This window comes from Mycobacterium sp. URHB0044, assembly GCF_000620625.1.
Lineage (GTDB): Bacteria > Actinomycetota > Actinomycetes > Mycobacteriales > Mycobacteriaceae > Mycobacterium.
Genome location: NZ_JIAW01000012.1, coordinates 33,378 through 59,587, shown reverse-complemented (window position 1 = coordinate 59,587; position 26,210 = coordinate 33,378). Strand labels below are relative to the sequence as shown.

Here is a 26,210-nt window from a genome sequence, read left to right as displayed (position 1 = left end):
CAATGCGGTTGCGTGACAAGGTAATAGCCATCACCGGTTCGGGCTCCGGCCTTGGTCGGGAAGCGGCGCTGCTGTTCTCGTCCGAGGGTGCTCGCATCGTCACCAGCGACGTGGTACCGGGTCGGGCGCAAAAGGTGGCGCAAGAGGTGATCGATGCAGGCGGAGACGCGATCGGCATCGATGCCGACGTCCGCGTGGAAGCCGACATGGAACGACTGGTCGCGACGACGGTGGAGAAGTTCGGCCGGGTGGACGTGATGTGGGGCAACGCAGGAATTCCCGAGCCGGGGTTCGGCATGCAACCACTGAACGAATCCCGCTTGGAGGACTGGAACAACATCTTCGCGGTCAACGTGACGGGGATCTACCTCGCCTGGAAGCATGCCGCGCAGTGGATGATCGCCAATGGCCGCATCGGCACGCTGCTGGCCACCACGTCGGCCGCGGCGTTCACGGCCTACCCCGGCTTTCCGATGTACACGGCGTCGAAGGCCGCCGCCAACGGCCTGGTCCGCGCGGCGGCACTGGAGTTCGGCAAGCACGGGATCCGTGCGATCGGCTTCGCTCCGACGCACGGTATGTCGGTGAACTTCGCACTGCCGCCCGACGCGGACGTGCTGGGGAAGTCGTACGAAGAGATGATGCCCTGGAATCCGGACAACCGGGCGATGCCGCTGCGGCTCGACCGTCCACCGACGTTGCGCGACAACGCAAATGTCGCCTTGTTCCTGGCGTCGGACGAATCGGCGTACATGTCGGGGCAGACGCTGCACTCGGCCGACGGTGGCCAGTTCGCGCGGACGTCGATCATCTTCCCGACCGATCTGGGCCAGTCGGAGGACATCACCGCAGGTGTCCTTCCGGATGAGCTGCGCGAGACCATCGATCGCTAAGGCCCCCTCATTGATTCGGCCCGCCAGCGATGGCGGGCCGAATCTCTCTGATGTCGGATCAGACGGTGTGCAGCATCAACCCTTGGGCGTTGAAGAAGAAGCCGCCGGCGGTGATCAGCGCACGCTGCGCACCCTCGACTTGGCGCTCCCCCGCCATGCCCTGAAGCTGGTGCACCGCTTCACGAATGTGGCCGGATGCCTGCGTTGCACCTTCCGACAACGATCCTCCGTGCGGGTTCACCGGAATCCGACCGTTGATGAGCACCCGACCCTCGGCCGGGTCCCAGTGCTGTCGAAGGAAGGCACCGCCCTCCCCAGGGGCACACCACCCCGCGTTCTCGATCCAATTGAGGGTGATCGGTGTGAAGCCGTCGTAGGGGAAGTAGACGTCGACCTCGTCGAGCCAGAAGTCACCCTTGGCCTTTAGCGTATCGATGACGACCTGCTGTCCATTGGCCCGCAAACTCGTGGTCTGGTCTTCCTTGTTCGGCGAGACCTGGCCCAGCACAGCGGCGTTGATGAGGGCCGGGGCCAGCCGGAGGTCTCTTGCCCGCTCCGTGGTGGTCACGATGAACGCATCGCCACCGTCGACGGCGGGATCCATGTCGTACAAGCACAGCGGATCGCGGATCATTCGAGCGGAGAGATAGTCGTCCATCGACAACGGTTCCCGCATCGCCGCGGCCGGATTCCGCACGGCGTTCGCCCGCGCGTTGACCGCCACGATTCCGAAATCTTCTCGCTTGACGTCGAATTCGTACACGTACCGGGACGCCCACGCCGTGTAGCCGACTCCGGCCGCCACGGTGTCGGGTCCAGGCTGCGGTTCGGTGAGCCCAGGCGTCGCGATGCGTCGGAAGGGGTCCTTCAACGCTCCGCTGGTATTCCATGCCGCACGGTAGGCCGCGTGGTAGACGAGCACCGTCTCGCATAGCCCCGCATACACGGCAGCGGCCGCGGTGGCGATGTGATCGACGATGGGAATCACGGGATTCCCGAACCACGTCACGCGCGGTAGCCCGAGGGCCGATTGCAATTCGTGTGCCGCCGGCCAGCTGCCGCACAAACCATCGATGTCGTCCTTCGTCAATCCGCACTGACGGATGACGTCGATGGCCGCCTGCGCGGCCAAGGAGGTTTGCGTGCGACCGGAGTTCTTGGTCGTGAAACCGGTGGTGGCCGCGCCGGCGATGGCCACCTGATCCTTCATGGAATTTCGCACGGGAGAACTCATTTCGCCGCCTCATTCAACTCGAAGACCGGAACCGGCATGCCCGCCCGCTCGATCCAGTTCAGCCGAACCCGGGCGCCGATGCGAATGGCGTCGTTGTCGGCGCCGACCACCGTCGCGGTGAAACGCAAGCCCGGTTGCTCATCGAGTTCGACGGTGACCACTGGATACGGCACCGAATAATCCACCCCCGGGGCCGGCGGCCCCTGGTGCAGAAAGATCGCCATGTAGATCGTGCCGTCCCCCGAAACAGGAGCCGATTCCACGTCGAACGACCAGCATTGCGGACATACCGGCTTGGGTGGTGATTGCCAGCGCCCGCAGGATTGGCACTTGCCGAGCAGAAGCCGATGATCCAGCCGACCACGGTAGTGCTCCGCATTGTCGTGGGTGATCGGCTGGCCGGGGAAGCGTTCGACGAGGGCTTCGTCGCTGATCGTCATGGCACGGACTTTCTCGGAGGTGTTGACAGCTGGCAAGCGACGAAATGAACGACGGCTCAGGACGTCCTCAGGCTCAGCTCTTCGGTAGCTGGAACGTCGAACAGCTCCTCGAACGTGCCGCGCAAGACGCGATCCTTGATCTTCGGATCGACCGTGTCGAAGATGTCGTGCAGCGTCTGCTGCGTGTGGCCGTAGGTTCCCTCGAGGTGCGGGTAATCGTCGCCCCACATGACATTCCAGTAATTGGTGTCCTCGATTACCTGGACCGCACTGATGTCGTGCTGGAACGACGTGTAAACCTGGGAGCGAACGATCTCACTCGGCAGCCGGTCCAGACGCGGCCGGACGAACATGCCGTGCTGGCGGTATGCCTCGTCCATGCGGTCACCGATCGCGGGCACCCATCCCGCGCCGCCTTCGGCGACGAGCATCTTGAGGTTGGGATGACGATCGAGGGCGCCGCTCGCGACCAGATGTGACACGACGCGCATCCCCGGGTAGGTGGTCTCCATGTAGTTGACCACCGCGCCGCCGGGACCCCGGTACACGACGTTCGCCCCACCAGTACCGATGTGGTAGGCCAACACGACGTCGTTGGCGGCCGCCGCATCCCACAGCGGGTTCCACAGCTCCAGGCCCCACTCGCGCTCCGCGGGCATGCCGCAGGGCAAGAAGATCGACTGGAATCCGTTCTCCGCTGCCCACTCCACCTCCGCCACCGTGTCGGCGACGTCTACCAACGGAACGATCGCCGGCGTGAAAATCCGGTTCTGCTTGCCCATGAAGTCATCTCGCGCCCACTCGTTCCAAGCGTGGGCGACAGCCTTGCTCAGCTCGGGGTCGTCGATGTTTGCCGACCAGAAGCCCGATGACGGGAACGCGAGCTGACACCGCACACCCTCCTGCTCGAGATCCTGCAGACGAATGTCGAGATCGCGGAAGCCGGGCGGGCGCATCGCGTCCATGAAGTCGTTGAGTTGCCGGTCGAGTCGCTTGCCGTCGACGTAAGTGATCTCGTACTTCTCACCGCGTTCGGACCGCGGCGCCCGGTCGGCGAGGTGCTTGGGCAGGCGCGAGGTCCAGATGTCTTCCGGCTCCATGGCGTGGGAGTCACCCGAGTGGGCCCAGATCTTCTCGCTCTCGATGGTCGGATCCACTGACGGAGAGACAACTGCCTGGGCCATGTTCACCAAAGTCCTTTCGCGTTTTTAGCCGGGCCCGCTCGTCAGGACATTGACCGGGGCACCTCGTTCATCTTCGACTATACACTGTAATGTTGGGACCGTACATGCGAATGCCCGACCGCCCATGACAGCGAGGTACCCCTTCATGCCCACCGACAATCGATCGTCCCTCAACGGGGCCGTCCGCGACGTCGATGCACTGCTCACCGCGGATGTGCTGTCGGCGTTGATGCGCTCGACGTGGACGTGGGACGATCGCGCGCTCAGACGCGATCTGAGCCAGCTTCTCGTTCGCGTCGAAGCGGCACGCTTGGTGGGCGCCAACGGAAACGCCGACGAGGCAATTGCATCGGCGTTGCACTCCGAGGCGCGGGCCGTCGCATCCGACTTCGTGGCGACGGTGCTCGGACCCAAGCTGGTCGCCGACACGGGTAACCCGCTACGCGGTCAGTTCCTGGAACTGGCGATGGATCGGACCCACTTCAGCAGACGGGCGCATGCCGCGCGAGGGGCCGTCCGGGCGAATGGTGACGGCTACTTCGCCGCGCATGTCGAAGGCATCGACTATCCGCCCGAGGCTGACTGGTCGGCGCTCGTCGCCAAGGAGGGCAGCGCTGGGCTTGGCGCGGCGACACGCGCCTACGGGCACGCTCTTGCAGACTCGGCGTTCTTCGCCACCAAGGCACTGGCATGGCAGGCGGCGTCGGCCGTGCCACGTTGCGACGTGGCAACCGGGTATGCAGCCCGGATCGAGGCCGATGAACTGACCGCAACGCTGGCCGCGGCCGAGGAGACCGGAGCGTGGGACCCGGTGCTCGTCAAGACGCGCGCTGCGCACACCGAGGACGGATGGACGATCAGCGGGCAGAAGCATTACGTGCCCGGAGCGGATTCGGCCGACGTGATCTTCGTCATCGCACGGTCGACGGCGGGCCCGTCCCTATTCGCCGTCGAGGGCGGAAGCAGAGGGCTCCGCGTGACCGAGCACGACGTCATCGACCCAACCCGGCCATTGTTCGGCGTCACGTTCGATGACACGCCTGCGACCCTGCTTGGCACGGAGGGCAGTGGCGGCAGGCTGATGTGGACGTTGATCGACCGCGCCTCAACAGCTTTGGCCGGCGAGCAGGTGGGCCTCATCGAGAAGGCAATCGGCGTACTGCGTGACACTGGCGGCGGCGACGATCACCGCGTTGCCGAGGTGGTACTGGCACACGCGGCGGCTCGTGCACTATGGCAGCAGGCGCTGACCGATGCCTCGCCCGCGTCCGCGGCGGCCGCCCACGTCGGGTGCTCCGGCGCAGCGGTACGCGTCACCACGGCGGTCGCCGAAATCTGTGACGACGACTCGGCGACGGTCCCGCTGGTCTTGCGGGCCCTCTCGGGCAGCCTGCTCTTCGGTGGGCCGGCGTTGTCCCACGAGCGGCTGCTCGATCGGCTCGGGATCTAGGTGCCTGGCGTGGCCCTTCCCGTACCACAACCGAAAGACGTGCAACCGCAACGCATAAGGATGCCCGACATCCCTGCGAGAATCACGTGCGGCTTGGATGACCCGTTCATGAGCGGCGAGCTGCTGACCGGAAACATGCAGATCACGGATACCGTGTGCGAACCGGGTGGGGCACTGGTGCCGGGCGCCATCGCGGTGCTCGCCGACAGCTGCCTCGGCATGGCACTGATTGAGGGCTTCGAGCGGCCGACCGCCATGGTCACTTCGCATCTGCACATCGAGTTCACGCGTCAAGTCCGGCCCGCGACGACCGTGCTCAGTTGCGGGGCAACCGTGCGCTACATCGACGGCTCCTTCGGGCTCACCGACGGGTCCATCGACGACGGCCTCGGAAATGAGGTCGCGCGGGCCACCCTCGGCGGTGTCTTCGTCCCATCACCCGACCTCTTGTCGACGGGCAGCGACGTTGGTGCGCAACGCTCAACGGCCACGGACAGCAGGTTCTCGGACGTCGATGCACTGCTCGGAACCGACGTCGTGCACCTGTCGCCTGTCGAGGCCGTCGTCGAATTCGAATTGGGGGTACAACTTTCGAACCTGTTCGGCAACGTGCACGGCGGAATGGGCGCGCTCATGGCTGCACGCGCGATCGACCTCGTGGTGCACCAGGGCACACCAGCTCAAGAACTTCGCGTGGCCGACATTCGGGCGGTATTCCCGAAACCGCTTCCGGCCACGGGTGGGCGAGCGCGCTGCCTGGTTTCAGTGCCACATCGAGGACGCCGGTTGACCGTCGCCCGTGCGGAAGTGCATGCACCTGACGGACGGCTGGCAATCATGGCCGACACGACGTACGTGGCAACGACGGAATAGTGGCCACTTGGTACACCGGGTGTGCGTGCACATATCGAGCGCGTCGCATTGGAAGTCAACTACCCGAAGAACGGACATACCGATGGGCATTGGCAGAGTCGGCGTTTGGACGATGGCATTCGACACCGTGACGTGGAAGGAGACCCAGCAGGCCCTCGAGTCGCTGGAACAGCAAGGCTGGGGCACAGTGTGGCTTCCCGAAGCATTTGGGCGAGAAGCTCTTTCATTGAGCGCCCTGTCCTTGAGCGCCACCTCGACCATCACCATCGCCACCGGCATCGCCAACATCTGGGGCCGCGATGCCCAGTCGATGGCAAGCGCCCAGCGGTCGCTGTCCGAGGCTTTCCCAGATCGCTTCATGCTCGGCATCGGCATCAGCCACCCGTTGGTGGCAACCGCTCGCGGAGGAGACTACGGCGGGAACACCGGTCCGTTGGAGTCCATGCGCGCCTACCTGGACGCGATGGACGCAGCGCACTACGTCGGTGTTTCTCCGCCCTCGATGTCAGCTCCGATACTGGCCGCGCTCGGCCCCAAGATGATTGCGTTGGCCGGCGAGCGCGGTGCGGGGGCGCATACCTACAACTCGCCCGTCGCCCATACCGCTGCCGCCCGCTCCATCCTGGGCGAAGGCCCGCTTCTGGTCCCCGAAGTGAAAGTCGTCCTCGGAAAGAATGCCGCCGCGGCGCGGACTCTGGCCCGAGAGTTTCTCCCGCTGGCACTGCCGGTGTATGCCAAGAACCTGCATCGGTGCGGGTTCTCGGAGGACGACGTCGCCGCTGTGGCCGACAACGTCGTCGATGCCCTCGTCGCGCACGGCGACGTTACTGCGGTCGCAGCGCGCGTCCAGGAACATCTCGATGCTGGAGCGGACCACGTGTGCCTCAATGTCCTGTCGCCGCCAGGCACCTTGCCGACCGGACAGTGGCAGGACTTGGCCGAGGTGTTCGCATCCATTTAGTGATCTAGAACGCCCTCCGCATACCACTTTTGGAGCACGTGCTTGCGCACCTTTCCTGAGCTCGTGCGAGGAAACTGAGACACGACGAAGTACTCGCTCGGCCGCTTGTACCTGTTCAACTTCTCATCGGCGAGCGCCGCGAGCTCCCCAACATCCACCGCCGTCGGCCCAGCGGGTATGACGGCGGCCACGACCCGCTCACCGAGGCGCAGGTCGCTGACCCCGAAAACAGTGAGTTCGCCGACGGATTCGTGCGTGGACAAAGCCTGTTCGACCTCCGCCGGATAGACGTTGAGGCCACCGCGGATGATTACCTCGCGGAGCCGGCCATGAAAGACGAGTACGCCGTCGTCGTCCATTGAGCACAGGTCACCGGTGCGCAGCCATCCCTCGGCGTCCACGGCGGGGTCGAGGGTGCCATCCGTCCGTAGGTAGCCGGACATGCACAGGGGTCCGCGCACGCAGAGCTCACCCACCATGCCGGTGGGCAGCACGGTGCCTGCGTCGTTCCGGATGGCGAGCTCACGTCCAGGAAGACATCGGCCAAGGGTCTGGGTGCGCACCCGCGGTACGTCGTCGGGCGAACTGGCGGCCATCGCAGGCGCCTCGCTCTGCCCGTAGCCCACCATCGTCGTGACTCCGAGGCGGGCCTCCATGTCATCGATGAGCTGTGGATTCACCGCCGATGCGCCTGCCGCCACCGTGCGCACGCTCGCGAAGTCGTCCGCATTCACGCCAGGTAGGCCGAGGATGTCGATCACCATGGTGGGCACCAGGCCTGCCCACGCGGGTTGAATCTGGCGAATGGCGTCGAGTGCGATTCTCGGGCTGAATCTCTCGACGACGGTGTAGGCGCCGCCGAAGGACACCACCGAGAGCATTCCGGTGACGAGCCCGCCGACGTGGTGCAACGGAAGCGGGTTGAACCACCGATCACCTTTGCGCGCACCACACGCCCGCGCGAAGACTGCGCCGGTGTTCAGCGCCGCACGATGCGACAGGCTCGCCGCCTTGGGTAACCCCGTTGTCCCCGAGGTGAACTGGACGAGGAATTCGTCGTCGGCGGACACCTCGAGGGGACTTGCGGGCTTCGTCCCGCAGAGCCCGGCGAGAGCGCGAACGACAGGCGATGGTGACGACGCCGGGGCGGTCGCCCGTATATGGTCCAGAACGCCTTTGGCCTCGTCAGCCAAGACCACGCCGACAGCAGCGCGCGCCAGCTGGTGGCGTGCTTCGTCTGCAGTGGCCGTCGCGCTGATGGGCACCACCGGCATGCCGCCGAGCGCGCACGCGAACATCGCCACCACCCAGTCGACGGAGTTGGGGCCCACCAACGCCACCCGGCGACGGTCCGGGTTCAGCTCGAGCAGCGTCGCGAGCGCTCGTAGTGCTCGATCAGCCAATTGCGACCAACTCATCTGTTCCGCGACGGATTCACCGATCCACATCAAGGCGGGTTCGTCAGCAGCATCTGCCGACAGCGCGATCAACGCGTCACCCACCGAGGCCGGCACGAAAACGAACTCGTCGAGTCCGCTTACGTACGACCTGCCTTCCCGCGGCGGTGCAACAGTCAAGGTGCAATCCCATCCTCCGGCGTGAGGAGCCATGGGCGGTCAGGCTCACTCAATCATCTAGATTAACTAGCCCATCCTCTATCAATCGCAATGCTGCGCCAATTCGTTCGGCAGGGTCGTCCGTGCCTCCGGACTGCGCCCAGGCCCGGAACTCGGCGGCCGCCACGGCGTCCATCGCGGTCACCACCACTCTGGCGTGCATCGCATTGCCGCGGCGAAGCCGTCGGTGCACTTCCGTGACGAGTGCGTCGTCGCGGGTGAGGCGCTCCCCATGCGCCCGGGCACGCAGTCCCGGAGCGTCGGCGAGGATACGCGCGAGTTGCACCACGCGCGCCCGCGCTTCTGGCTCCACGTGAGAGGTCACCAGATAGGCCTCGCGAAGCGCCGTCACGGCGCCTTCGTCGCCAGGCCTCGCCGAGACCGCGTCGATCAGTCGATCGTGCACGATCCGTTCGTAGTCGAGTACCACTTCGTCCTTCGATTCGAAGTATCGAAAGAACGTGCGCTCGGAAATGCCTGCGGCAACGGCTATGTCAGCCACGGTGACGTTGTCGAATCCCTCGTCGGCGAACAGGTTGACCGCGATTCGGCCCAGCTCTTCGCGCAGGAGGCGGCGCCGACGTACGGCAAGCGGTTCCGTCATTGCCGCCTACCCGTGGCGAAGTCGGCCGCCCCACGAAGCAGCGCAGGCACGATGGTCGCCATCGACGTGCGCTCAGCCGGGGCACCCATGTCGACCTCCCGGGCGTGTCTGCCCTCGAGAATTATTGCCAGCTTGAACAGAGCCAGTGCCTCGTAGTACGGGAGTGCGCTGAGGTCGCGTCCAGTGCGCTCACCGTACCGTCGCGCGAGGTCGGCCCGTGTCGGGTACCCGTGCACTCCCCCGGCTTGCAGGGTGATGACCGGTTCCTCGCCGGGTTCGGTCCATCGGGCGAGCAGGTGCCCGAGATCAATGAGCGGATCACCGATCGTGCCGGTGTCCCAGTCGATGATCGCGGCCAGTCGGGCGGGCGGCCTCGGGGCGACCATCACGTTGAAGGGACTGTAGTCACCGTGGATGAGCCCCGCCGCGCTCATCGTCGGCAAGTTCGACCCGAGCCAGTCGGCCAGGAACTCGAGGTGCGGTAGGTCACGCGTTCGGTAGCGGTCGAGTTGAGCCAGCCAGCGTGAAACCTGACGCTCGAGGAACCCCTCGGGCTTGCCCAAGCCCTCCAGACCCCTTGCGCGCCAATCGACCGCAGACAGCTCCGCAATGCCGTCGACGTAGGCCATCGCCAGCTCGTACCTCAGGGTCATGTCGCCGGCGAACGGTTGTGGTAGTTCGAATCCCGGAGTGAATCCGTCGATGACCTCCATGATGAGGAACGGCGCTCCGATCACGTCGGCGTCGGGGCAGTACAGCACCGCGTTGGGATGAGGGACGGCTGTTCCGTTGAGCGCGTCGAGGATTCGCCATTCCCGTGCGGTATTCGAGGCGGTGGGATCGTTCTTGACCGCCGGGGGTCTGCGCAGAATCCACTCGCGGTCGCCGCGCGTGACCAGGAATAGCGCATTGGCGATCCCCGTGCCTTCGCCAAGGCGTGCTGCGCTCAACGCTGCTCCCTCGCCGGGCAGGCGATCGCCGATCCACGCGTTCAAGCGGTCGCAATCGAGTGCCACGTCATCGGCCATGTCGGCAGCGTAGGCGGCGTTGACATAGACTGTCAACGCTGTCAGTCTATGACACATGATCGATTTCACGCTTCCCCCGGAGGCCTTGGACCTGCGCACGCGGGTCGCCGCCTTCATCGATCAGACCGTGCTGCCCGCCGAGCCGTTGATCGGGACCAAGCCCTTCTTCGACATCGTCGGCGAATTGCAGGGCAAGGCCCGTGCCGAGGGTTTGTGGTGTCCGTTCGTGCCCGTCGAGTACGGCGGAATGGGCTTGAGCCAGCTCGAGAACGCCGTCGTCCAAGTCGAGGTCGGAAGGTCCTTCACTCACCTCGGCGCGTGGGCACTCAATTGCATGGGCCCGCAGGACGCGACCATGTTGACGCTCATCGAACATGGCACCGACGAGCAGAAGGAGCGCTATCTCGTTCCGCTCGTCAACGGCGACCTTCGCGTCTGCTTCGCCATGACGGAGAAGGCCGCCGGAGCGGACGCGACGGGCATGCAGACCACGGCGGTGCCGGTCGGGTCGAACTGGATTCTCAACGGCGAGAAGTGGTTTACCTCGGGAGCCAGCATCTCGCAGTTGGCACTCGTGATGGCGATGACCGACCCCAAGGCGCCTCGTCACCAACGCTTTTCGACGTTCCTGGTCGAATTACCCGACCCCGGCTTCGAGATCGTGCGCAACATCCCCGTGCTCGGCGAGGACGCGGAAGTGCGATTCGCTGACGAGATCACGATGGGACACGCAGAGGTTCGCATTCGCAACCTCGAGGTGGCCGGGGACCGCATCGTCGGCGGCATCGGGCAAGGCTTTGCGATGGGGCAACACCGGCTCGGCTACGGCCGACTCCGGCACGGCATGTGGAGTATCGCGAAAGCCCAAGCGGCGCTTGACATGGCCACTTCCCGCGCCTGCGGGCGGGTGACGTTCGGCGAACGGGTGGCCGACCGGCAAGGCATCCAGTGGATGCTCGCCGACTGCGCCGAGAAGCTCTATCTGGCCAGACTCATGGTTCTGCACATCGCGTACAAGATGGAGCATGGGCTAGACCTCCGTCAGGAGAACTCGATCGCCAAGACCTTCATCGCCAACATGTTGTGCGATGTCCTCGACACTGCGATGCAGATCCACGGCTCTCTCGGATACACCCACGATCTGCCGTTGGCCGCCTGGCTCAACGAAGCGCGTGCGAATCGGATCATCGACGGCCCAGACGAGGTCCACCGATGGATGGTCGGACGCAGCGTGGTGAAGGCGTTCGAGCACTCGGGCACCACCGCTGCTGCCGCGGGCGGCGATCTCTTTTGATGCAAGCACCCTTCGACTTGTCCGGGCGGGTGGCCCTAATCACGGGCGGCACCAGGGGCATTGGTCGCGAGATCGCGGGGACGCTGTCCCGGGCCGGCGCCGACGTGATCGTGGTCAGTCGTAAGGCCGAGGCCTGCGAGCGCGCGGCGGGGGAAATCCGGGTCGAAACCGGCCGACGCGCATACGCACTGCCCGCCAACGTCAGCAGTTGGGCCGAATGCGATCGCGTCGTCGAGGAGGCGTACGCCGAAGCCGGCCGGATCGACATCCTGGTCAACAACGCCGGCGCGTCGCTGCTCTACGACGACGTCGACACCGTCGACGAGGCGATGTTCGACAAGATGATTGCCTTGAACCTCAAGGGCCACTTCCGATTGACGGCGCTCGTCGGTACCCGAATGGCCGCCACCGGTGCTGGCTGCGTCGTCAACATCAGCACAATCTCGGCCCGGGTGGGTGCGGCGCACGCGATCGTGTACGCCGCGGCGAAGGCGGGTCTGAACAACATGACCAAGTCATTCGCGGAGCGCTTCGCTCCCGCCGTCCGCGTCAACGCGGTGATGCCCGGCGCCGTCGACACCGACGTCATGACGTCATGGACCGCAGCCCAGCGTGAACGGGCCTGCGACACAGCACTCATGGGCCGAGTCGGCCGCCCCGAGGAGATCTCGGGCGCCGTGCTCTACCTAGCCAGTGACGCCGCGAGTTTCACCACCGGTCAGGTGCTCGCGGTCGACGGCGGACACGTCTGAGCACGAACACGGGAGGCTGAACGATGAACCTGAAGGATCGCTGCGCCGTCGTCACCGGAGGTGGTCATGGCATCGGACGTGCGCTCGCGGAGGAACTCAGTGCATGCGGCGCCCGGGTCGTGGTGGCCGATCTCAACGTCGAACGAGCACGCAAGGTCGCCGAGCGCATCGACGGTCTTGGCCTGCACTGTGACGTCGGATCCCAGGAGGCCGTCGACGGCCTGGTCGTCCGCGCCGAGCGCGAGTTCGGCCCTGTCTCGGTGTTCTGTTCGAACGCCGGTTACAGCGACAGCGGTGACGGGCTCGCCCAAACGCCCGAAGCCGTTCGACGCGTGGTCGACGTGAACATGTTCAGCCACGTCTGGGCAGCCCAAGCGGTGCTACCCGGAATGCTGGATCGCGGTGAGGGTTGGCTGATCCAGACGATCTCGTCAGCGGCATTGATCACCGGGCCGTCGTTCATGGGGTACACGATGAGCAAGCACGGCGCGCTCGGCTTCGCAGAATGGGCCGCTCTCAACTACGCGCATCGCGGAATTCAGGTGACGTGCCTATGCCCGAACGCGGTGAACACCGGCATGCTTGGCCGCAACGAGGACGACGAGACGAGGAGTCCGACCGCTGTCGATCTCGAAACACTCGGTGAGGTGGTGGAGCCAGAGGACTGCGCCCGGCAAGCACTCGATGCGGCTGCACGGGGCCATTTCCTGGCCTTGCCGCACCCGCGAGTGGGACAGTCGTTCCTGCGGAAGGCCACGGACTACGACGCTTGGCTGGAACGGACGAATCAGCGTCTGCAGGCCATGGGCACGGTGCCGAGCTAGGCGACGGGTGTCACGTTACGTCGACTGCTGCGCCGCAGCATCCTGTTCGGCCAGCCAAGCCTCGTGACGAGCGAAGTGCGCCACGTCGCGTGCGATCCAGATACCAGTGGCAGTGGCGAGCACGCTCTCATTCGGCAGAAGTACCAATTCACCTGAGATGAACCACTTCTGGCCCTCGATCTTGTCGATCCACGCGCGGGCCTGCAGCGGGCGCTCGATCGGCACCGGCTTGCGGAAGTTCACCGTGAGCGTGGCGGTGACACTGAGTTGGTTGTGGGCGATCGGCACGTGACCGAGGATCTCGTCCATGACACTGGCCGTCCAGCCGCCATGAGCCACGTTCGGTCCGCCCTCGTGGTCGGCTGGGCAGGCCAGGTCCGAGGTCAGCACGTCGTCGTCCCTCAATTTCTCCTGCGTAACACCGAGCCGACACCGTCCGGTAGGCAGGCACGCGCCGCACAGCGCAACGCCACCCTCGCTGCGGGGCATCGACTGAAAGTCCGTGCCCACCCAGGACAACAGATCCGATTCCGGTGTGCCCGCACTCATTCGGTGCGACCGCCGGCCAGGAGTGAAAGAACAGTTGCCGCTCGTTCGATGTACACCATCGCCCCTTCCGTACGCACCACTGTGACTGTACACCGTACAGTTGTGCCCCCGCTTCCGACCCGTCAAACCGAGCGCGGCAAGTGGCCCCTACTTCTTGGCGCGCCCCGCCCGCGGCTTGCTCGGTGACTTCGGCGTCTGGGATGCCGCCAGCTGGACGCGCAAGCCCTCGATGATGGTGTCGACTCCGTAACTGAAGAAGTCGCGCCCGTGTAGTCCAGCGAGATGAGGCCGCAGTTCGACGATGGTGTCCTCGAGGTCGACCAGTTCAGGTTCCTCGACGTCGACTCCGAATTCGACGACCTGATATCGCCCGAACAGGTAGGTGTGAATCATGGCGTACGACAGGAACACTCGCGGACCAACGAAACCAGCACTGACGAGGATCTCGATGATGCCGTTCATCAGCCGGCGATCGGTGCTGCGCATCCGTTCGAGCAGAATCGATGCAATGCCCGGATGATTGTGCAGCTGCGCGTCAATGCCGTCGATGACCGCGCGTAGTCGTTCATCCCACGGACCAGCGTCCGGATCGGGCAGCTCGACTCGGGAGAGCAACTTTCCCGCCACCAAGTCCAGGAGTTCCTGCTTGTCCGACACGTACCAGTACGCGGCCATCGCGGAGCGTCCGAGCTGTCGCGACAACCGCCGCATCGACAGCGCTTCCAACCCCTCGTCATGGATGACTTCGAGTGCTGCTTCGACGATCTGCTCTTCGGTCAGCGCAGGTAGCTTGTTGCGTGCTGGGGAACGGCGAGCCTGAGCAGCTGACCGATTGTTCTCGGCGATCTCACACTCCGATCCTTCGATGACGTCCGGTCAGATCGTAACGGAGGTCGCCGGTACGGCCCGCGATTGAGGCTGGCCCGCCCTTCCCGACCTAGTCCGCCAAGGTGACCAGGTGCCGTCCGTCGACGTCGGCGACGGTGCCGCGAACACCAGTCGGTGAGCGATCGAACGCCGCCGCACGGTCCGCCACGTTCGACACGTTCAGCAATCCGCCCTGGTCGTCGATCCGCCACTCGGCGCCGTTCACTTCCGCAACCGACTCACCGGGTATCCCCAGCGCCAACGCCGGCCCGAGCGGGAAGACCGGTGCGACGCGGGCGCCGACGCCGGCCAGCTTGGCGAGCGCCGCCGGACGGGCCCAGACCACGTCCACGCCCTTGAGCAGGTCCTGTGAGGACAGCTCCTTCTCGATCCACCCGTCGACGGTCTCTGCACCGAGCCCGATGAACGCCTTGACGTCGAATTGCTGCAACAGCGAGGCCGACCGGCCTGCATCGAACGCGTACACCTCGGCGGGGAGATAGGTGATGCCAAGCGCCTTGATCGCACGTAGCACCGGCCCAAACCAAGGGCCCTCACACGACAGTGCAGTGATCAACACGGCGTCACCGGCAGCCAGGCCGGCTCGCGTCAACTGCGACTGCGCCCACGCGGTATCACGCGCAAATTCCGGCCATCCGATCTCGAAGTCGAACGGCTCGGCTCCGACTTCATAGCGGCCGATGCCGTAGATGGGTGCACGGGGCAGTTCCGCAGCCCGCGCCGTCATCGTCGCTCTGCTCATGCGCGATCCCGCTCCGCTTCTCGCTCGTTGCTCACGCCTTCACCTTCCGGGAGAACTTCGCCACGCTCTTGCTGCTCGCGAGCAACGTGTCGACGTTGATCAGTTCGGCGTCGATCGGGACGCCGAGTCCCTTCTCAAGCAGTCCGCTCGCCCTGTTCCGCAGCTCGTCCACGTCCGAGGTCAGTTCTGGCGAGTAGCCGAGTCGGATTCGCAACCGGGGTGACGGCTCTTCGTAGACCACCTGGAACATCGCGTCACTGAATTCAGGGATGGACTCGACGTGTTCCCAGATGTCGGAGAGCAGTAGCGCCTTGTTCGCGATGGACATCTCGTCACCAGCGCGGCCGACCACCCACATCCTTGCGTGCGTGCGGCCGCTCGGCGCAGGTTCGCGGTTCAGACGGACGAGGTCGCCGGTCCGGAACCGGATGTACGGAGCCGCGAAGTTGTCCAGGTCGGTAGAGACCAACTCTCCGAGTTCGTTGTCGCCGACGGCCTTTCCGGTTACAGGGTCCAATGTCTCGGCGAACATGGTGTCCTCCCAGAGGTGGTAGCCATCGTGTTCGACGCCCTCCCAGGCCGTGCCGGTGTCCCCCGCACTGGTGTAGGTGAACAGGTTCAGTCCCCATTCGTCGCGCACCTTGGCGCTCAGCGCCTTGCCGAGGGGCATTCCGGCGAAGGACGCTCCCTTCAGCGAGGAGAGCATGGCCCTGACGTCGTACTTCTGCTCGAGCTTCTCCCACTCCAATACCGTCGGCAGGAACAGCTGCAAATAGCTGACCTGGTACTGCTCGATCGCCTTCAGCAGTTGTTCGCCCTGACCGATCCAGCCGTCGATGAATACGGGTACGACCCCCAGCATCTCGAAGAAGCCGTCGAAGTAATTGCGGAACGTGCCCGCGGGAATCAACACCTTGTCGCCGGGCCGCAGCCCCAGACACCAGAGGTCACGTGAATAGATCGTGGGCAACGGCGGCGCCACGTCCCAGATCTCGGGAATCGGTTCGGGCGCGCCCGAACTGCCCGACGTCGAGGTGATGGAGGTCAACTCGCTGCGATCGACACACAGCAGTCCGGCGAACGGATCGCCGGTTCGAGCGCGGTATGCCCTCAAATCGTCCTTGGAGAAGGTGGGCACCTTCTCGACGAAGTCGCTGATCGACCGAACGGACGTTGGATCGAGGCCGGCCGCCGACCACAGTTCGCGGTAGAACGCCGAGCGCTCCCACGCATAGGGCACCAGTTCGACGATCCGCTTCTCCTGCAGGGCAGTGAGTTCCTCGCGGCTGGCCGTTTCGAGCCCCGGCTCGAAGAACCGATCGTCCGGTGTGCCGATGTCAGCACTCGTGTTCATGTTCCTCCGCGTACTTCGGCCGTTGTTCGGCGTGACCTGACGCACCCGGTGGACGCGGCAGTGATGGCCATCACCTTACAGCGTAATGTGCCGATGATGGAAGAGTCCGGGCCATTGCCACGAGTCCAACCCGCGTAGTCGTCGACCGTTGCGCCGAGTATCCGATCAAGAACCGTGCGACGAGGCGGCGAAGATGCTGCTCCTCCTCATGGCTCGAATAGGTGTCGAGCCACGTCGAACACCGTTGCACCAGTTCGGCATGTAGCGGAATTTGTTTGACCACAACCAATTTGAACAACCGTCGGATTGCCGCGAACGTGTCGCCGGCACCGATGACGACGAAGACGTCGTTGCATTCGCGAGCGTTCAAGCGCGGCTTGACGGTCTCGATGAGCGCCCACGCTAGGTTCGTTTCTCGTAAGTTCTGCATCACGATCACCGCCTCCTTTGGCCCGACGCGAGTCCTGAGCCCATCGCGCTAGGTCCGGATCCTGACGAGCTCCCAGGGACAGACCACCCGCGAGGTGCCTTCATTCGTCTCGACCTGAACGAGGACGGTTCCGACGTCCGTGACGGTACCGACGTGCGTGCCGTCGCGAACCGTATCGCCAATTTGGAATTGCATGTCTACTCCATCGTTCTCTGTGTGTGCTCGTCGCTAGAGCGGCGCGTTCGATACCCGATCTCGGCCACGAACCGTCGCCCGTGTTCATCCACGACGTCCCAACAAAAGGGCCCACGCAACTGCGTAGTGCCCAGCGTGTGGACGGTACGGCGCGCATCGTGCTCGGAAGCGATGTTCGCTAGCCGTCGGCCGTCACTGGTGACGAGGGTCCACATGCAGTGAGCTTAGAGGCATCTAGGACAATTATCTAGATGTATAGTTGACGTAGTTTCGAAGAGCTCCCGAACGCGGCCTCCGCCGCTTCGGTCAAGCGATTCGACTTCGACTTCGACATTACGGTGTAAGGTTAGGCTCGGTGGCGTAATCGCCCCGGCAGGTATGCGACCCAGGAAGAGCGATGCCCGATCTCACACTGTCCGACATCTGCAGTGAGCACCGCAGGCGGTACCCCACTCGACTAGCCGTCATCGATGGCCCGACGCGCTACACCTGGCCGCAGTTCGACGATCGCGTCAACCAGGCCGCGCGGCTGTTGGCGCACCACGGCGTCGGTCGCGGCGATCGAGTGCTGTGGCTGGCCCAGGGTGCTGCGCGATTCCTCGAGCTCATGATCGGTTGCGCCCGGTTGGGCGCCATGATCTGCCCGGTGAACTGGCGGCAGTCCGGCGAGGAACTCGCGTTCGTCATCGATGACTTCGACCCCAAGGTCATCGTGTGGCAGGACGAGGAGATCGGTGCTCAGGTCGCACAGGCGCGCGCCCTTGCCGGCCAGAGCGCAGTGTGGATTCAGCACGACTCCGACGATCCCGATTCCTACGAGCGACGCATCGCCGAATTCAGCACGGAGCCAGTGACGTCGGAGGCCGATCCACACGACGCGCTTCTGGTGATCTACACGGCCGCGATCATCGATCGGCCGGCGGGATCCATGCTCTCGCAACGCAATCTGACCACCATGGCCACTCTCACGGGCCGGGTTACTGAGGCGGATCACACCAGCGTCTTCATCAATTCTGGGCCGCTCTTCCACATCGGCAACTTCCAGTTCGACGCGCTCCCAACGTTCGTCATGGGAGGCACCAACATCTTCGTGCGCCGCGTCGACGAGGCGGAGTTGCTGCAGATCATCGCCGCCGAGGGCGTCACCTCGGCATTCCTGATGCCGCCGACCATCCTGAAGATGCTGGAGCTCAACAAGGACGCGCAGCATGACATCAGCTCGCTGCACGCCGGACCATTCAAGCCGGTGTGGGGTGACGCGCTACCCCCGGACACGAGCCTCTGGGCCAGACACACAGGCGGATTCGGCCAGACCGAGGTCACCGGCCTCGCTGTGCTGAACGCGTGGGGTGGACGGGGAACGGGCAATTCCGGTCGCCCTTCTCCACTGTGTGCGGTGCGCATCGTCGACGCCGAGGGCAACGAGCTACCCGACGGCACGCCCGGCGAGATCGCGATCCGCGGCGACACCGTCCACCTGGGTTACTGGAATCGGCCTGACACCAATGCCGCGCGCATGCGTGATGGCTGGTGGCACACGCGCGACCAAGGTCGTCGCGAAGCCGACGGAACCATTGAGTTCATGGGCACGCTGACGCGCATGATCAAGTCGGCGGCCGAGAACATCTATCCGCCCGAGGTCGAGGACTGCCTCACCGGACACCCCGCGGTGAAGCAAGCAGCCATCATCGGCGTCCCTGATCCGCAGTTCACGCAGTCGGTCAAGGCGATCGTGGTCCTAGAGCCGGGAAAGACTCTCACTGCAGACGAACTCATCGACCATTGCCGAGCCCGCATCGCCTCGTACAAGAAGCCGAAGGCGGTCGAGTTCGCCGAGTCGATTCCCATGGTGAATGGGCTGACCGACTACGACGCCCTCGACGCGGCCTACGGTGGCGGCGGCTATCCCGGTGGAGCCAACGTCGCGCGGTAGTTGGTGCCCTGCGCGCTAGGAAAGCACTTCGACGAGGGCGGTGTCGCCCTCGGCGATCATGTACGACTCGGCCGCTTCCAGGTGGCGCCGCCAGTGCTTCTGCGCACCTTCGATGTCGGCTTCCGCCAAGAGCTTGACCAGTCGCAGGTAACCGCGTTGGGCCTGTTTGTTCACGGAGGTGCTGAAGCCCTTGGGGTGCGACGCGATGAACACCGCGTTGTGGGCCTCGACGATTTGGAACAGCATCTTGCTCAACGCGGCCAAGGTGGTGCTCTCGGTCGCCTCGACGATCGCCGTGTGGAATTTCAGATCGTGCTCGGCGAAGCCATCGTCGTTGCCGAGCAAGCCTTCGGCCTCCTGAGCCAACCGCTCGAGCACTCGAACCGCAGGCTTGCGCTTGGCGCCACCAAGCATTCCGACCGCGGACACCTCGATCTCGGTGCGGGCCCGATACACGTCACTGAGCGGCACGCCTTGGTACTGCAGCAGGATGCCCATGTAACGGGCGGCGACCGCACCGTCCGGTTCCAGCACGCGACCGCCACCGCGGGCTCCGCGCAACACGACGATGATGGCCTCGGACTCGAGGATGCGGAATGCCTCACGAAGCGTGGGACGGGACACTCCGTACTCCTGCATCAGCACGGCCTCGTTCGGCAGCAAGTCCCCTGGCGCGAGGTCGCCCGTGACGATCTGCCGCCGAAGATTGGCAGCAACGAGCTCACTGGCCTTCGGGATCTTGACGATCGCGGACTTTCGCATCCCGTCGAACCGTTCCTTTCAGATCCCGCACCAGACCAACGACGTGCTCGCTGCATGCGTCTTATCTATTCGAATGATTTTGCTCATTGTAAGGGTAAAGCCGGCTGTGCACTGGACTCCAGGGGGTCAAATCACGCCTGCTTTTCGCCAGTGCTCGATCCGGTCTTCCGGGTAACCCAGTTCGGACAGTATGTCATCGGTGTCGGCGCCCAACGTGGGAGCGGGTCCGCGGATGGTGCCAGGGGTTTCGGAGAGCGTGACGGGAAAGTCGGCAAGCGGTGCAGGCCGGGGCATGCCGGGATAGCTGACGTCGACGAGTTGCCCGGTGAACGTGACGTGCGGATCGTCCAGCAGCTGCTCGGGACGCAGCACCGGACCCGCCGCGATCCCCGCCCCGCCCAATTGGGCGATGACGTCGTCCGTCGATCGGCTGGCGCACCACTCGGCGAAGATTGCCGACAATTCCGCGCCGTTGTTTCCCCGCAGGGTGTCGGTGGCGAACCGCTCCTCGGATCGCAGGCACTCCCGCTCCACCAGATGGCACCACCGCTCGAACTGGCGATCACCGACGACGGACGCCATCACGAAGCCATCGCGGGTGGCGAACACGTCGAATGGGCCCGACGTCTGGCCTCGGTTGCCGGTCGGTTGCCGCCGTATCCCGGTCACCCTCGTCTCGACGGTCTCCCGATTGCCCATCAACAGGCCGGTATTGAGCAGCGACCCGTCGACGTGCTGACCTCGACCGGTGCGCTCCCGCGCGAGCATCGCGGCGAGCACGCCCAACGCGAGATGACTGCCCGTGGTGAAGTCGATGTAGGGCACCCAGCACCGGGTCGGGGCACCTGGCTCTCCCGAAAGTGCGATCGCGCCACTCATCGCCTGGATGGTGCCGTCGAACCCGATCCGCTCGGAGTACGGACCATCATCGCCAAAGGCAGTAGCGGTCACCAAGATTAGTCGTGGGTGACGCTCGTGGAGTTCGTCCCAGTCGAGGCCCATTCGGCGCCTGGTCTCGTGTGGCAGGTTCGCGACCACGACGTCCGCGGTGCCGAGCAGCGCCTCGACGACGTCCGCGGCCTCAGCGCGATGGGCAGACAGCGTGAGGGAACGCTTACCGCGGTTGCACACCATGTACATGGCACCGGAACCGTCGTCGGCGATCGGCGCGATGAAGCGGTCGTCGCCGCCGCTTGGCCGCTCGATCCGGATCACCTCGGCACCAAGGTCGGCCAGCAGCGCCGCGCACCACGGCCCGGCGACGTGCTTGCCGAAGTCGAGTACTCGGACTCCCGCCAGCAGTCCGTCGGCTTCCGTTGTCGAGTCCGGCGTGGTCACTTAGTTCATCCCGACGAGTTTGGCGATCCGTTCGCGATGAGCCGACGGTGAACCGAACATCGTCTCGGCCGACTTGGCCCGCTTGAAGAAGAGCTGCGCCGGATGCTCCCATGTGAAGCCGATGCCGCCGTGCATCTGAATGCTCTCCGCGGCGATGTGGTAAAACGCCTGCGAGCAGTACACTTTGGCGATTGACGCCGACAGCGACGCGTCGTCGGCACCCGCCGCGAGGGCGGCACTCGCGTACGCGGCGGCCGAGCGGGCCGACTCCAATTCGACGAGCATGTCCGCGCACCGGTGCTTGATCGCCTGGAACGAACCGATGGGCCTGCCGAACTGCTCGCGCATCTTCAGGTAGTCGACGGTGGCGTCCAGCACGGCGGCGGCTCCGCCGACCTGTTCACAGGCCAACGCGACGATCGCGTAGTCGAAGACGTGGGCGAGCACGTCCCACCCCTCGCCATCGGTGCCGACGAGGACGGCAGGGCAATTCTCGAAGGTCACCCGAGCCAACCGCCTGGTGAGGTCCATGACGGGCAGCGGCATCGCGCCGAACCCTGCTGCGGAACTCTCGACCGCGAACAGCGAAACCCCTCGTGCGGTGCGCGCGGCGACCAGGATCAGCGTCGCCTCGGCACCGCTGAGCACGTAGGCCTTCGTGCCGTCGAGCAGCCAGCGATCCCCGTCCCTCGTGGCGGCGACGTTGATGTCTGATTCTTCCCAGCTCGCTGCGCGCTCGCTGACGGCGACGGTGGCAACCGTTGAACCGTCGGCGATTCCGGGTAGGTACCGCGCGCACGCCCGCTCGTCTCCGGAGCGCAGAAGCAGGGCGGGCGCAAGCACCACGCTCGGCAGCACCGGTGCGGTGAAGAGCGCGCGGCCCGTCTCCTCGAGCACGACCGCGAGTTCGTCGAAGCCGTACCCCGCACCGCCGAGTTCCTCGGGAATCGCCAAGGCATGCATGCCAATCTGCTCGGCGGCAGTCCGCCACGCCTGCGGGTCGTAGCCGAGCTCGCCGTCGATCTGCTTGCGGACGTCCGCCTCCGAGGAGTACCGCTTGAGGAACTCCCGGATCACGGTTCGTAGTTCCTCTTGCTCGGCCGTCGTGATCAACGCCATGAGCCAACCTGCCTTCTTGTAGTCGTTCAGATGCGGGGAAGCCCGAGCAGGCGCTCCGAGAGGATGTTGCGTTGGATTTCCGACGTACCGCCGTAGATGGTCTCCGCGCGCGACAGCAGGAAGAGCTTCCTGGCTTCGGCTACGCCATCGGTGGCCTCGCCGTACACCGCGTCGGCGCCGTGAACGTCCATGGCCAGCTCGCCCATCCGCTGGTGGTGTACCGAGGCGAACAACTTGCTTGCCGCGGCCGCGGCGGCCGTCGCGCTGCCTGGTTCTACGGCGTCCTCGTTCAACAGGTCGGCGACGATTCGTAGGTTCGACGACCGCATGACGCTGACGCCGATATAGGCGTCCACCAGGCGCCGGCGGATCCACGGATCGTCGACCATGCCCGACCGGTTGGCCGCCGCGATGAGGTCGCCGACCTCGCGCTCCATGGCGAGTTGCATTGGCATCAGTGCGCTTCCGCGCTCCATGCCGAGTGTGGTCATGACCACCCGCCAGCCGTTGCCGACGCCGCCAACCACCATGTCGGCGTCCGTGCGCGCGTCGCTGAAGAAGCACTCGCTGAACTCGGCGGACCGCATCAGGTTCTCGATGGGACGAACCTCGACACCGGGCTGATCGGCCTCCACCAACAGCAGGCTCAAGCCCTTGTGGCGCAGGGCGGCATCGGGGTCGGTGCGGCACAGCACGTACAGCCAGTCGGCGTGGTCGCCGAACGTCATCCAGATCTTCTGCCCGTCGACGCGCCACTGATCTCCGTCGAGGACTGCCTTCGTCCGCACCGAGGCCAGGTCCGATCCGGCTCCCGGCTCACTGAAGCCCTGTCCCCACGTCTCCTCTACCGCAAGGATCTTGGGGAGAAACCTGCTCTTCTGTGCATCACTGCCGAAAGCCAGCAGAGTGGGGCCGAGCAAGTCCAGTGACTGAGTGTTCACCCGCGCGGGCGCCGCGGCTCGGGCGTACTCGTACTCGAAGACGATCTCCTCGGCCAAGCCGGCACCGCGGCCGCCGTACTCGCGGGGCCAGGTCAGTCCGAGCCAGTTTCCGTCGGACAACTCGCGTTCCCACGCGATGCGCACGTCCCACGCCGTGTCGTCGGTGGGGCTCCCGACTCCGCGATGTTCGGCGAACTCGCCGACGAGGTGTTCGGCCAACCAGGTGCGCACCTCGTCCCGGAAGCCGGAATGCGAAGGGGCGATGTCAATTTCCATGGACTCAGCTAGATGTTGAGGGGTTGATAGGGAGGGAACTCCGGCGGTCGCTTTTCGGTGAGACTGGCCACCCCTTCGGAGAAGTCGGGCTGGGCCTTCGCCAATGTCAACAGGTATTGGGCACGCACGCGCGCCGCCTCCATCGAGGATTCACTGTCACGCCAGATCTGCGACTTGATCATGGCCATGGCGACGGGCGAGACGGTGGACGCCAACTGGTGGGCGTAGGCAACCGCATCGGCGACCACCTGACCGGGTTGCGAAAGCCGCTGCACCACCCCGAGTTCGGCAGCTTCCTCCGCCAGGAATACGCGCCCGGAGGCGAGCAGGTCGAAGGCGTGCGCGGGTCCGGCGAGGCGGACGAGCATCCACGCGGTCGCATCCTCTGCGGGCAGCCCGCGCTTGGCGAAGGCGGTGCTGAACTTCGCTCCGCTGACGGCAAATCGGTAGTCGAAGGTGAGCGCTTGTGCCAGCCCGATGCCGGCGCAGGCGCCGTTGATGGCACCGATGATCGGTTTCGGAACGGTGGTCGGGTAGGTCTGCGGTCGCCGGTTGGTGGTGTAGCGGCCGCCGCTCGACACGTCCGACAGCACGGCAGGATCCAGCCCAGGCACGAACGAGTTGCCCGCACCGGTGACGACGATCGCACGCACGCCGTCGTCGGCAGCTGCGCGATCCAGTGCGTCGTAGAACTCGGTCTCCATCTGCGCGGTCCACATGTTGCGCCGATCGGGTCGGCTCAGCGTGAGGAGCACAGCGCCACCGTCGTCGAGGTCGTAGCGCACCGTGTCAGCCATCAGCGGTGCCCCATCCGCCGCTAACCACCGGTAGCTCTTCATGCTTGGACGATGTGAACCGTGGCGCCCGCTTGGCCAGAAACGATTGCGCCCCCTCCGACGAGTCGCTCCCGCGCCCCATCCAGCGGAACGCCTCCCACTCGCGGTAGAAGGAGGACTCGCGGTCGGTGTCCTCGAGCATGGCGTAGAAGAGTTCCTTGGTGACGCCGACGGAAGCAGGCGCGGTGTTGTCGGCGATGTCGCGCGCGATCTCCGTGGCACGGGCCAGCACCTCGTCGCCGGGCACCGCCTCGGTGGCCAGGCCGAGTGCTTGCGCCTCGGCACCGGTGAAGATTCGGCCGGTCAACAGCAACTCCAACGCGGAGCCCGCGCCCACCAGCTTCGGGAGCAGCCACAGGGAGTTCTGCTCGGGTGTCAGGCCGCGACGGGTGAACACGAAGCCGTACTTGGCATCCGCGTTGACGATGCGGATGTCCCATTGCAGCGGAAAGGTCAGGCCGATACCCACGGCGGATCCGTTGAGCGCCCCGATGATCGGCGTGCGCATCCGCCACGGGCGCGGCCGGGCACCCATCGTGGCTCGTGCCTGCCGGTGTCGGTCCTCGTCGAACGCGAAGGTGGATCCGCCGGGTTCCATGTCGGCACCGGCAGAGAAGAGCTTGCCCGTGCCGGTCACGATGATCGCGCGTATGTCCTCGTCCCGGTCGAGCGCTTCCAGCTGGACGTGCAATTCGTCCTGCATCGCCGAGGTGAATGCGTTCCCGCGGTCCGGCCGGTCCAGCCACACCGTGCCGACTCGATCCGCGCGTTCGACGCGGATGCCGTCGACGGCGTCAGACACGCGGCTTGCCCGACCCGTCGGAGTTCGTCCGCGCTTCGGCCAGCAGGCCGGGGACTATCTCGCCGAGTTCCGCGGGATCCCAACGTGATTCGCGGCTGACGCCGGGACCTGCGACCCAGCCCTCGGCGACGGAGATGGCGCCGCCCTTGACGTTGAACACCCGCCCGGTGACCTCGGCGGCCTCCGCGGACGCCAGCCAGACGACGAGCGGCGCGATGTTGGCGGGCGAACCCGCATCGAAACCGGTGCGTTCCTTGACCTCTGCCATGGCTGCCACGTAGGCGTCCAGCCCCTCGGTCATCTGAGTCAGCGCACTCGGTGCGATTGCGTTGACGGTGATCCCGAGGCGGGCCAACTCATCGGCGAGGATGACGGTGAACGAGGCGATGGCCGCCTTGGCAGCGCCGTAATTAGACTGTCCCACATTGCCGTACAGCCCCGATGGCGAAGACGTGTTGACGATGCGCGGGTGCTCCACCGGCGTGCCGGCCTTGTGCCGTTCCCGCCAATGGGCCACCGCATGCTTGGTCGGGGCGAAGGTACCGCGCAGGTGCACCTTGATCACGGCGTCCCACATGTCGATGTCCATGTTGACGAACATCTTGTCGCGCAGGATCCCTGCGTTGTTGACGAGCACGTGCAGGTCACCGAACGAGTCGAGTGCGGTCTGCACCAACCGTCCGGCACCGTCCCAGTCCGACACGTCGTCGCCGTTCGCGACGGCTTCTCCGCCTGCCGATTCAATCTCGGCGACCACGTCAGCAGCCGGGCCGAGGTCGTTGACGACGACCTTGGCACCCTGGCGGGCGAATTCGAGTGCGTGCTCGCGACCGATGCCTCCTGCGGCGCCGGTGACGATGACGACACGTCCGTCGTGCAAACCCATGGTGTT

General features: G+C 65.3%; 27 protein-coding genes. 8 read left to right on the top strand and 19 right to left on the bottom strand.

Translation table 11 applies throughout. From position 1 onward, the window contains the following. The first annotated feature begins 2 nt into the window (after positions 1-2). Positions 3-893 (top strand): SDR family NAD(P)-dependent oxidoreductase, encoded by an 891-nt coding sequence (locus tag N536_RS0122855; protein ID WP_029115739.1) that lies wholly within the window; start codon positions 3-5, stop codon positions 891-893. A gap of 58 nt (positions 894-951) precedes the next feature. Here the strand turns inward: N536_RS0122855 and N536_RS0122850 are convergent, their stop codons facing one another. From N536_RS0122850 to N536_RS0122840, 3 genes are read right to left on the bottom strand one after another with little or no spacing between them, the layout of a single operon-like run. Further along, positions 952-2,115 (bottom strand): thiolase family protein, encoded by a 1,164-nt coding sequence (locus N536_RS0122850; RefSeq protein ID WP_231514608.1) that lies wholly within the window; start codon positions 2,113-2,115, stop codon positions 952-954. Between the two features lie 8 nt (positions 2,116-2,123). Continuing rightward, on the bottom strand, positions 2,124-2,567 hold the full coding sequence (locus N536_RS0122845) for a Zn-ribbon domain-containing OB-fold protein (RefSeq protein ID WP_029115737.1): 444 nt from the start codon (positions 2,565-2,567) through the stop codon (positions 2,124-2,126). Positions 2,568-2,623: 56 nt separating this feature from the next. Next, a complete protein-coding gene (locus N536_RS0122840; RefSeq protein WP_029115736.1) occupies positions 2,624-3,751 on the bottom strand; it encodes an amidohydrolase family protein in 1,128 nt (375 codons plus the stop codon). A 145-nt stretch (positions 3,752-3,896) separates the two neighbouring features. Between N536_RS0122840 and N536_RS40850 the strand changes: the two genes are divergently transcribed. From N536_RS40850 to N536_RS0122820, 3 genes are all read left to right on the top strand, one after another. Next, on the top strand, positions 3,897-5,201 hold the full coding sequence (locus N536_RS40850; protein WP_051574703.1) for an acyl-CoA dehydrogenase family protein: 1,305 nt from the start codon (positions 3,897-3,899) through the stop codon (positions 5,199-5,201). A 108-nt stretch (positions 5,202-5,309) separates the two neighbouring features. Further along, the gene (locus N536_RS0122825; RefSeq protein ID WP_197040211.1) at positions 5,310-6,074 is read left to right on the top strand and encodes a hotdog domain-containing protein; all 765 of its coding nucleotides are present in this window, start codon (positions 5,310-5,312) and stop codon (positions 6,072-6,074) included. 82 nt (positions 6,075-6,156) lie between these two features. Continuing rightward, positions 6,157-7,035, top strand: coding sequence for a TIGR03620 family F420-dependent LLM class oxidoreductase (locus N536_RS0122820; RefSeq protein WP_036437316.1), 879 nt, complete (start codon positions 6,157-6,159; stop codon positions 7,033-7,035). On the opposite strand, the gene N536_RS0122815 is transcribed toward N536_RS0122820, so the two are convergent. The 3 genes from N536_RS0122815 to N536_RS0122805 are packed head-to-tail and all read right to left on the bottom strand — an operon-like array spanning position 7,032 to position 10,319. Next, positions 7,032-8,612, bottom strand: coding sequence for a class I adenylate-forming enzyme family protein (locus N536_RS0122815; protein WP_231514607.1), 1,581 nt, complete (start codon positions 8,610-8,612; stop codon positions 7,032-7,034). The genes N536_RS0122820 and N536_RS0122815 overlap by 4 nt on opposite strands. Before the next feature lie 49 nt (positions 8,613-8,661). After that, positions 8,662-9,255, bottom strand: coding sequence for a TetR family transcriptional regulator (locus tag N536_RS0122810; protein ID WP_029115732.1), 594 nt, complete (start codon positions 9,253-9,255; stop codon positions 8,662-8,664). Further along, positions 9,252-10,319, bottom strand: coding sequence for a phosphotransferase family protein (locus N536_RS0122805; protein WP_231514606.1), 1,068 nt, complete (start codon positions 10,317-10,319; stop codon positions 9,252-9,254). The genes N536_RS0122810 and N536_RS0122805 overlap by 4 nt, the downstream gene beginning before the upstream one ends. A gap of 19 nt (positions 10,320-10,338) precedes the next feature. Between N536_RS0122805 and N536_RS0122800 the strand changes: the two genes are divergently transcribed. Genes N536_RS0122800 through N536_RS0122790 form a run of 3 tightly spaced genes read left to right on the top strand, consistent with a single transcriptional unit; the run spans position 10,339 to position 13,153 of the window. Then, complete coding sequence (locus tag N536_RS0122800) at positions 10,339-11,577, top strand: acyl-CoA dehydrogenase family protein (protein ID WP_029115730.1); 1,239 nt, start codon at positions 10,339-10,341, stop codon at positions 11,575-11,577. Continuing rightward, a complete protein-coding gene (locus N536_RS0122795) occupies positions 11,577-12,329 on the top strand; it encodes an SDR family NAD(P)-dependent oxidoreductase (protein ID WP_029115729.1) in 753 nt (250 codons plus the stop codon). Before N536_RS0122800 ends, N536_RS0122795 begins: the two co-directional genes overlap by 1 nt. 23 nt (positions 12,330-12,352) lie before the next feature. Further along, positions 12,353-13,153: an SDR family oxidoreductase gene (locus tag N536_RS0122790; protein WP_029115728.1), complete on the top strand. Its 801-nt coding sequence runs from the start codon at positions 12,353-12,355 to the stop codon at positions 13,151-13,153. A 15-nt stretch (positions 13,154-13,168) separates the two neighbouring features. On the opposite strand, the gene N536_RS0122785 is transcribed toward N536_RS0122790, so the two are convergent. From N536_RS0122785 to N536_RS42285, 6 genes are all read right to left on the bottom strand, one after another. Next, positions 13,169-13,702: a PaaI family thioesterase gene (locus tag N536_RS0122785; protein ID WP_081809342.1), complete on the bottom strand. Its 534-nt coding sequence runs from the start codon at positions 13,700-13,702 to the stop codon at positions 13,169-13,171. Between the two features lie 147 nt (positions 13,703-13,849). Next, on the bottom strand, positions 13,850-14,467 hold the full coding sequence (locus N536_RS39215) for a TetR family transcriptional regulator (RefSeq protein ID WP_255358487.1): 618 nt from the start codon (positions 14,465-14,467) through the stop codon (positions 13,850-13,852). A gap of 172 nt (positions 14,468-14,639) precedes the next feature. Next, positions 14,640-15,332 (bottom strand): hypothetical protein, encoded by a 693-nt coding sequence (locus tag N536_RS39210; protein ID WP_051574701.1) that lies wholly within the window; start codon positions 15,330-15,332, stop codon positions 14,640-14,642. A gap of 31 nt (positions 15,333-15,363) precedes the next feature. Next, the gene (locus N536_RS0122770) at positions 15,364-16,686 is read right to left on the bottom strand and encodes a phenylacetate--CoA ligase family protein (RefSeq protein WP_036437313.1); all 1,323 of its coding nucleotides are present in this window, start codon (positions 16,684-16,686) and stop codon (positions 15,364-15,366) included. Positions 16,687-16,756: 70 nt separating this feature from the next. After that, positions 16,757-17,116 carry a hypothetical protein gene (locus N536_RS39205; RefSeq protein ID WP_231514613.1) on the bottom strand — a complete coding sequence of 120 codons (360 nt, stop codon included), beginning with the start codon at positions 17,114-17,116 and terminating at the stop codon, positions 16,757-16,759. Between the two features lie 48 nt (positions 17,117-17,164). Next, positions 17,165-17,311, bottom strand: a complete 147-nt coding sequence (locus N536_RS42285; protein WP_155948691.1) for a mechanosensitive ion channel domain-containing protein — start codon at positions 17,309-17,311, stop codon at positions 17,165-17,167. Positions 17,312-17,708: 397 nt separating this feature from the next. Here N536_RS42285 and N536_RS0122755 point away from each other — a divergent pair, with 397 nt between their 5' ends. Next, entirely contained in the window at positions 17,709-19,244 is a 1,536-nt protein-coding gene (locus N536_RS0122755) for an AMP-binding protein (protein WP_029115725.1), read from the top strand. 15 nt (positions 19,245-19,259) lie between these two features. Here the strand turns inward: N536_RS0122755 and N536_RS0122750 are convergent, their stop codons facing one another. The 7 genes from N536_RS0122750 to N536_RS0122720 form a co-directional block, all read right to left on the bottom strand. Continuing rightward, positions 19,260-20,006, bottom strand: coding sequence for a FadR/GntR family transcriptional regulator (locus N536_RS0122750; protein WP_029115724.1), 747 nt, complete (start codon positions 20,004-20,006; stop codon positions 19,260-19,262). A gap of 126 nt (positions 20,007-20,132) precedes the next feature. Then, positions 20,133-21,344 (bottom strand): CaiB/BaiF CoA-transferase family protein, encoded by a 1,212-nt coding sequence (locus tag N536_RS0122745; RefSeq protein WP_064751578.1) that lies wholly within the window; start codon positions 21,342-21,344, stop codon positions 20,133-20,135. Beyond that, a complete protein-coding gene (locus tag N536_RS0122740; protein ID WP_029115722.1) occupies positions 21,345-22,463 on the bottom strand; it encodes an acyl-CoA dehydrogenase family protein in 1,119 nt (372 codons plus the stop codon). Positions 22,464-22,489: 26 nt separating this feature from the next. After that, a complete protein-coding gene (locus N536_RS0122735; protein WP_029115721.1) occupies positions 22,490-23,680 on the bottom strand; it encodes an acyl-CoA dehydrogenase family protein in 1,191 nt (396 codons plus the stop codon). A gap of 8 nt (positions 23,681-23,688) precedes the next feature. After that, positions 23,689-24,477, bottom strand: coding sequence for an enoyl-CoA hydratase-related protein (locus N536_RS0122730; protein WP_029115720.1), 789 nt, complete (start codon positions 24,475-24,477; stop codon positions 23,689-23,691). After that, entirely contained in the window at positions 24,470-25,318 is an 849-nt protein-coding gene (locus N536_RS0122725; RefSeq protein ID WP_029115719.1) for an enoyl-CoA hydratase-related protein, read from the bottom strand. The genes N536_RS0122730 and N536_RS0122725 overlap by 8 nt, the downstream gene beginning before the upstream one ends. Next, positions 25,311-26,204, bottom strand: coding sequence for an SDR family oxidoreductase (locus tag N536_RS0122720; RefSeq protein ID WP_029115718.1), 894 nt, complete (start codon positions 26,202-26,204; stop codon positions 25,311-25,313). The genes N536_RS0122725 and N536_RS0122720 overlap by 8 nt, the downstream gene beginning before the upstream one ends. Positions 26,205-26,210: the final 6 nt, after the last annotated feature.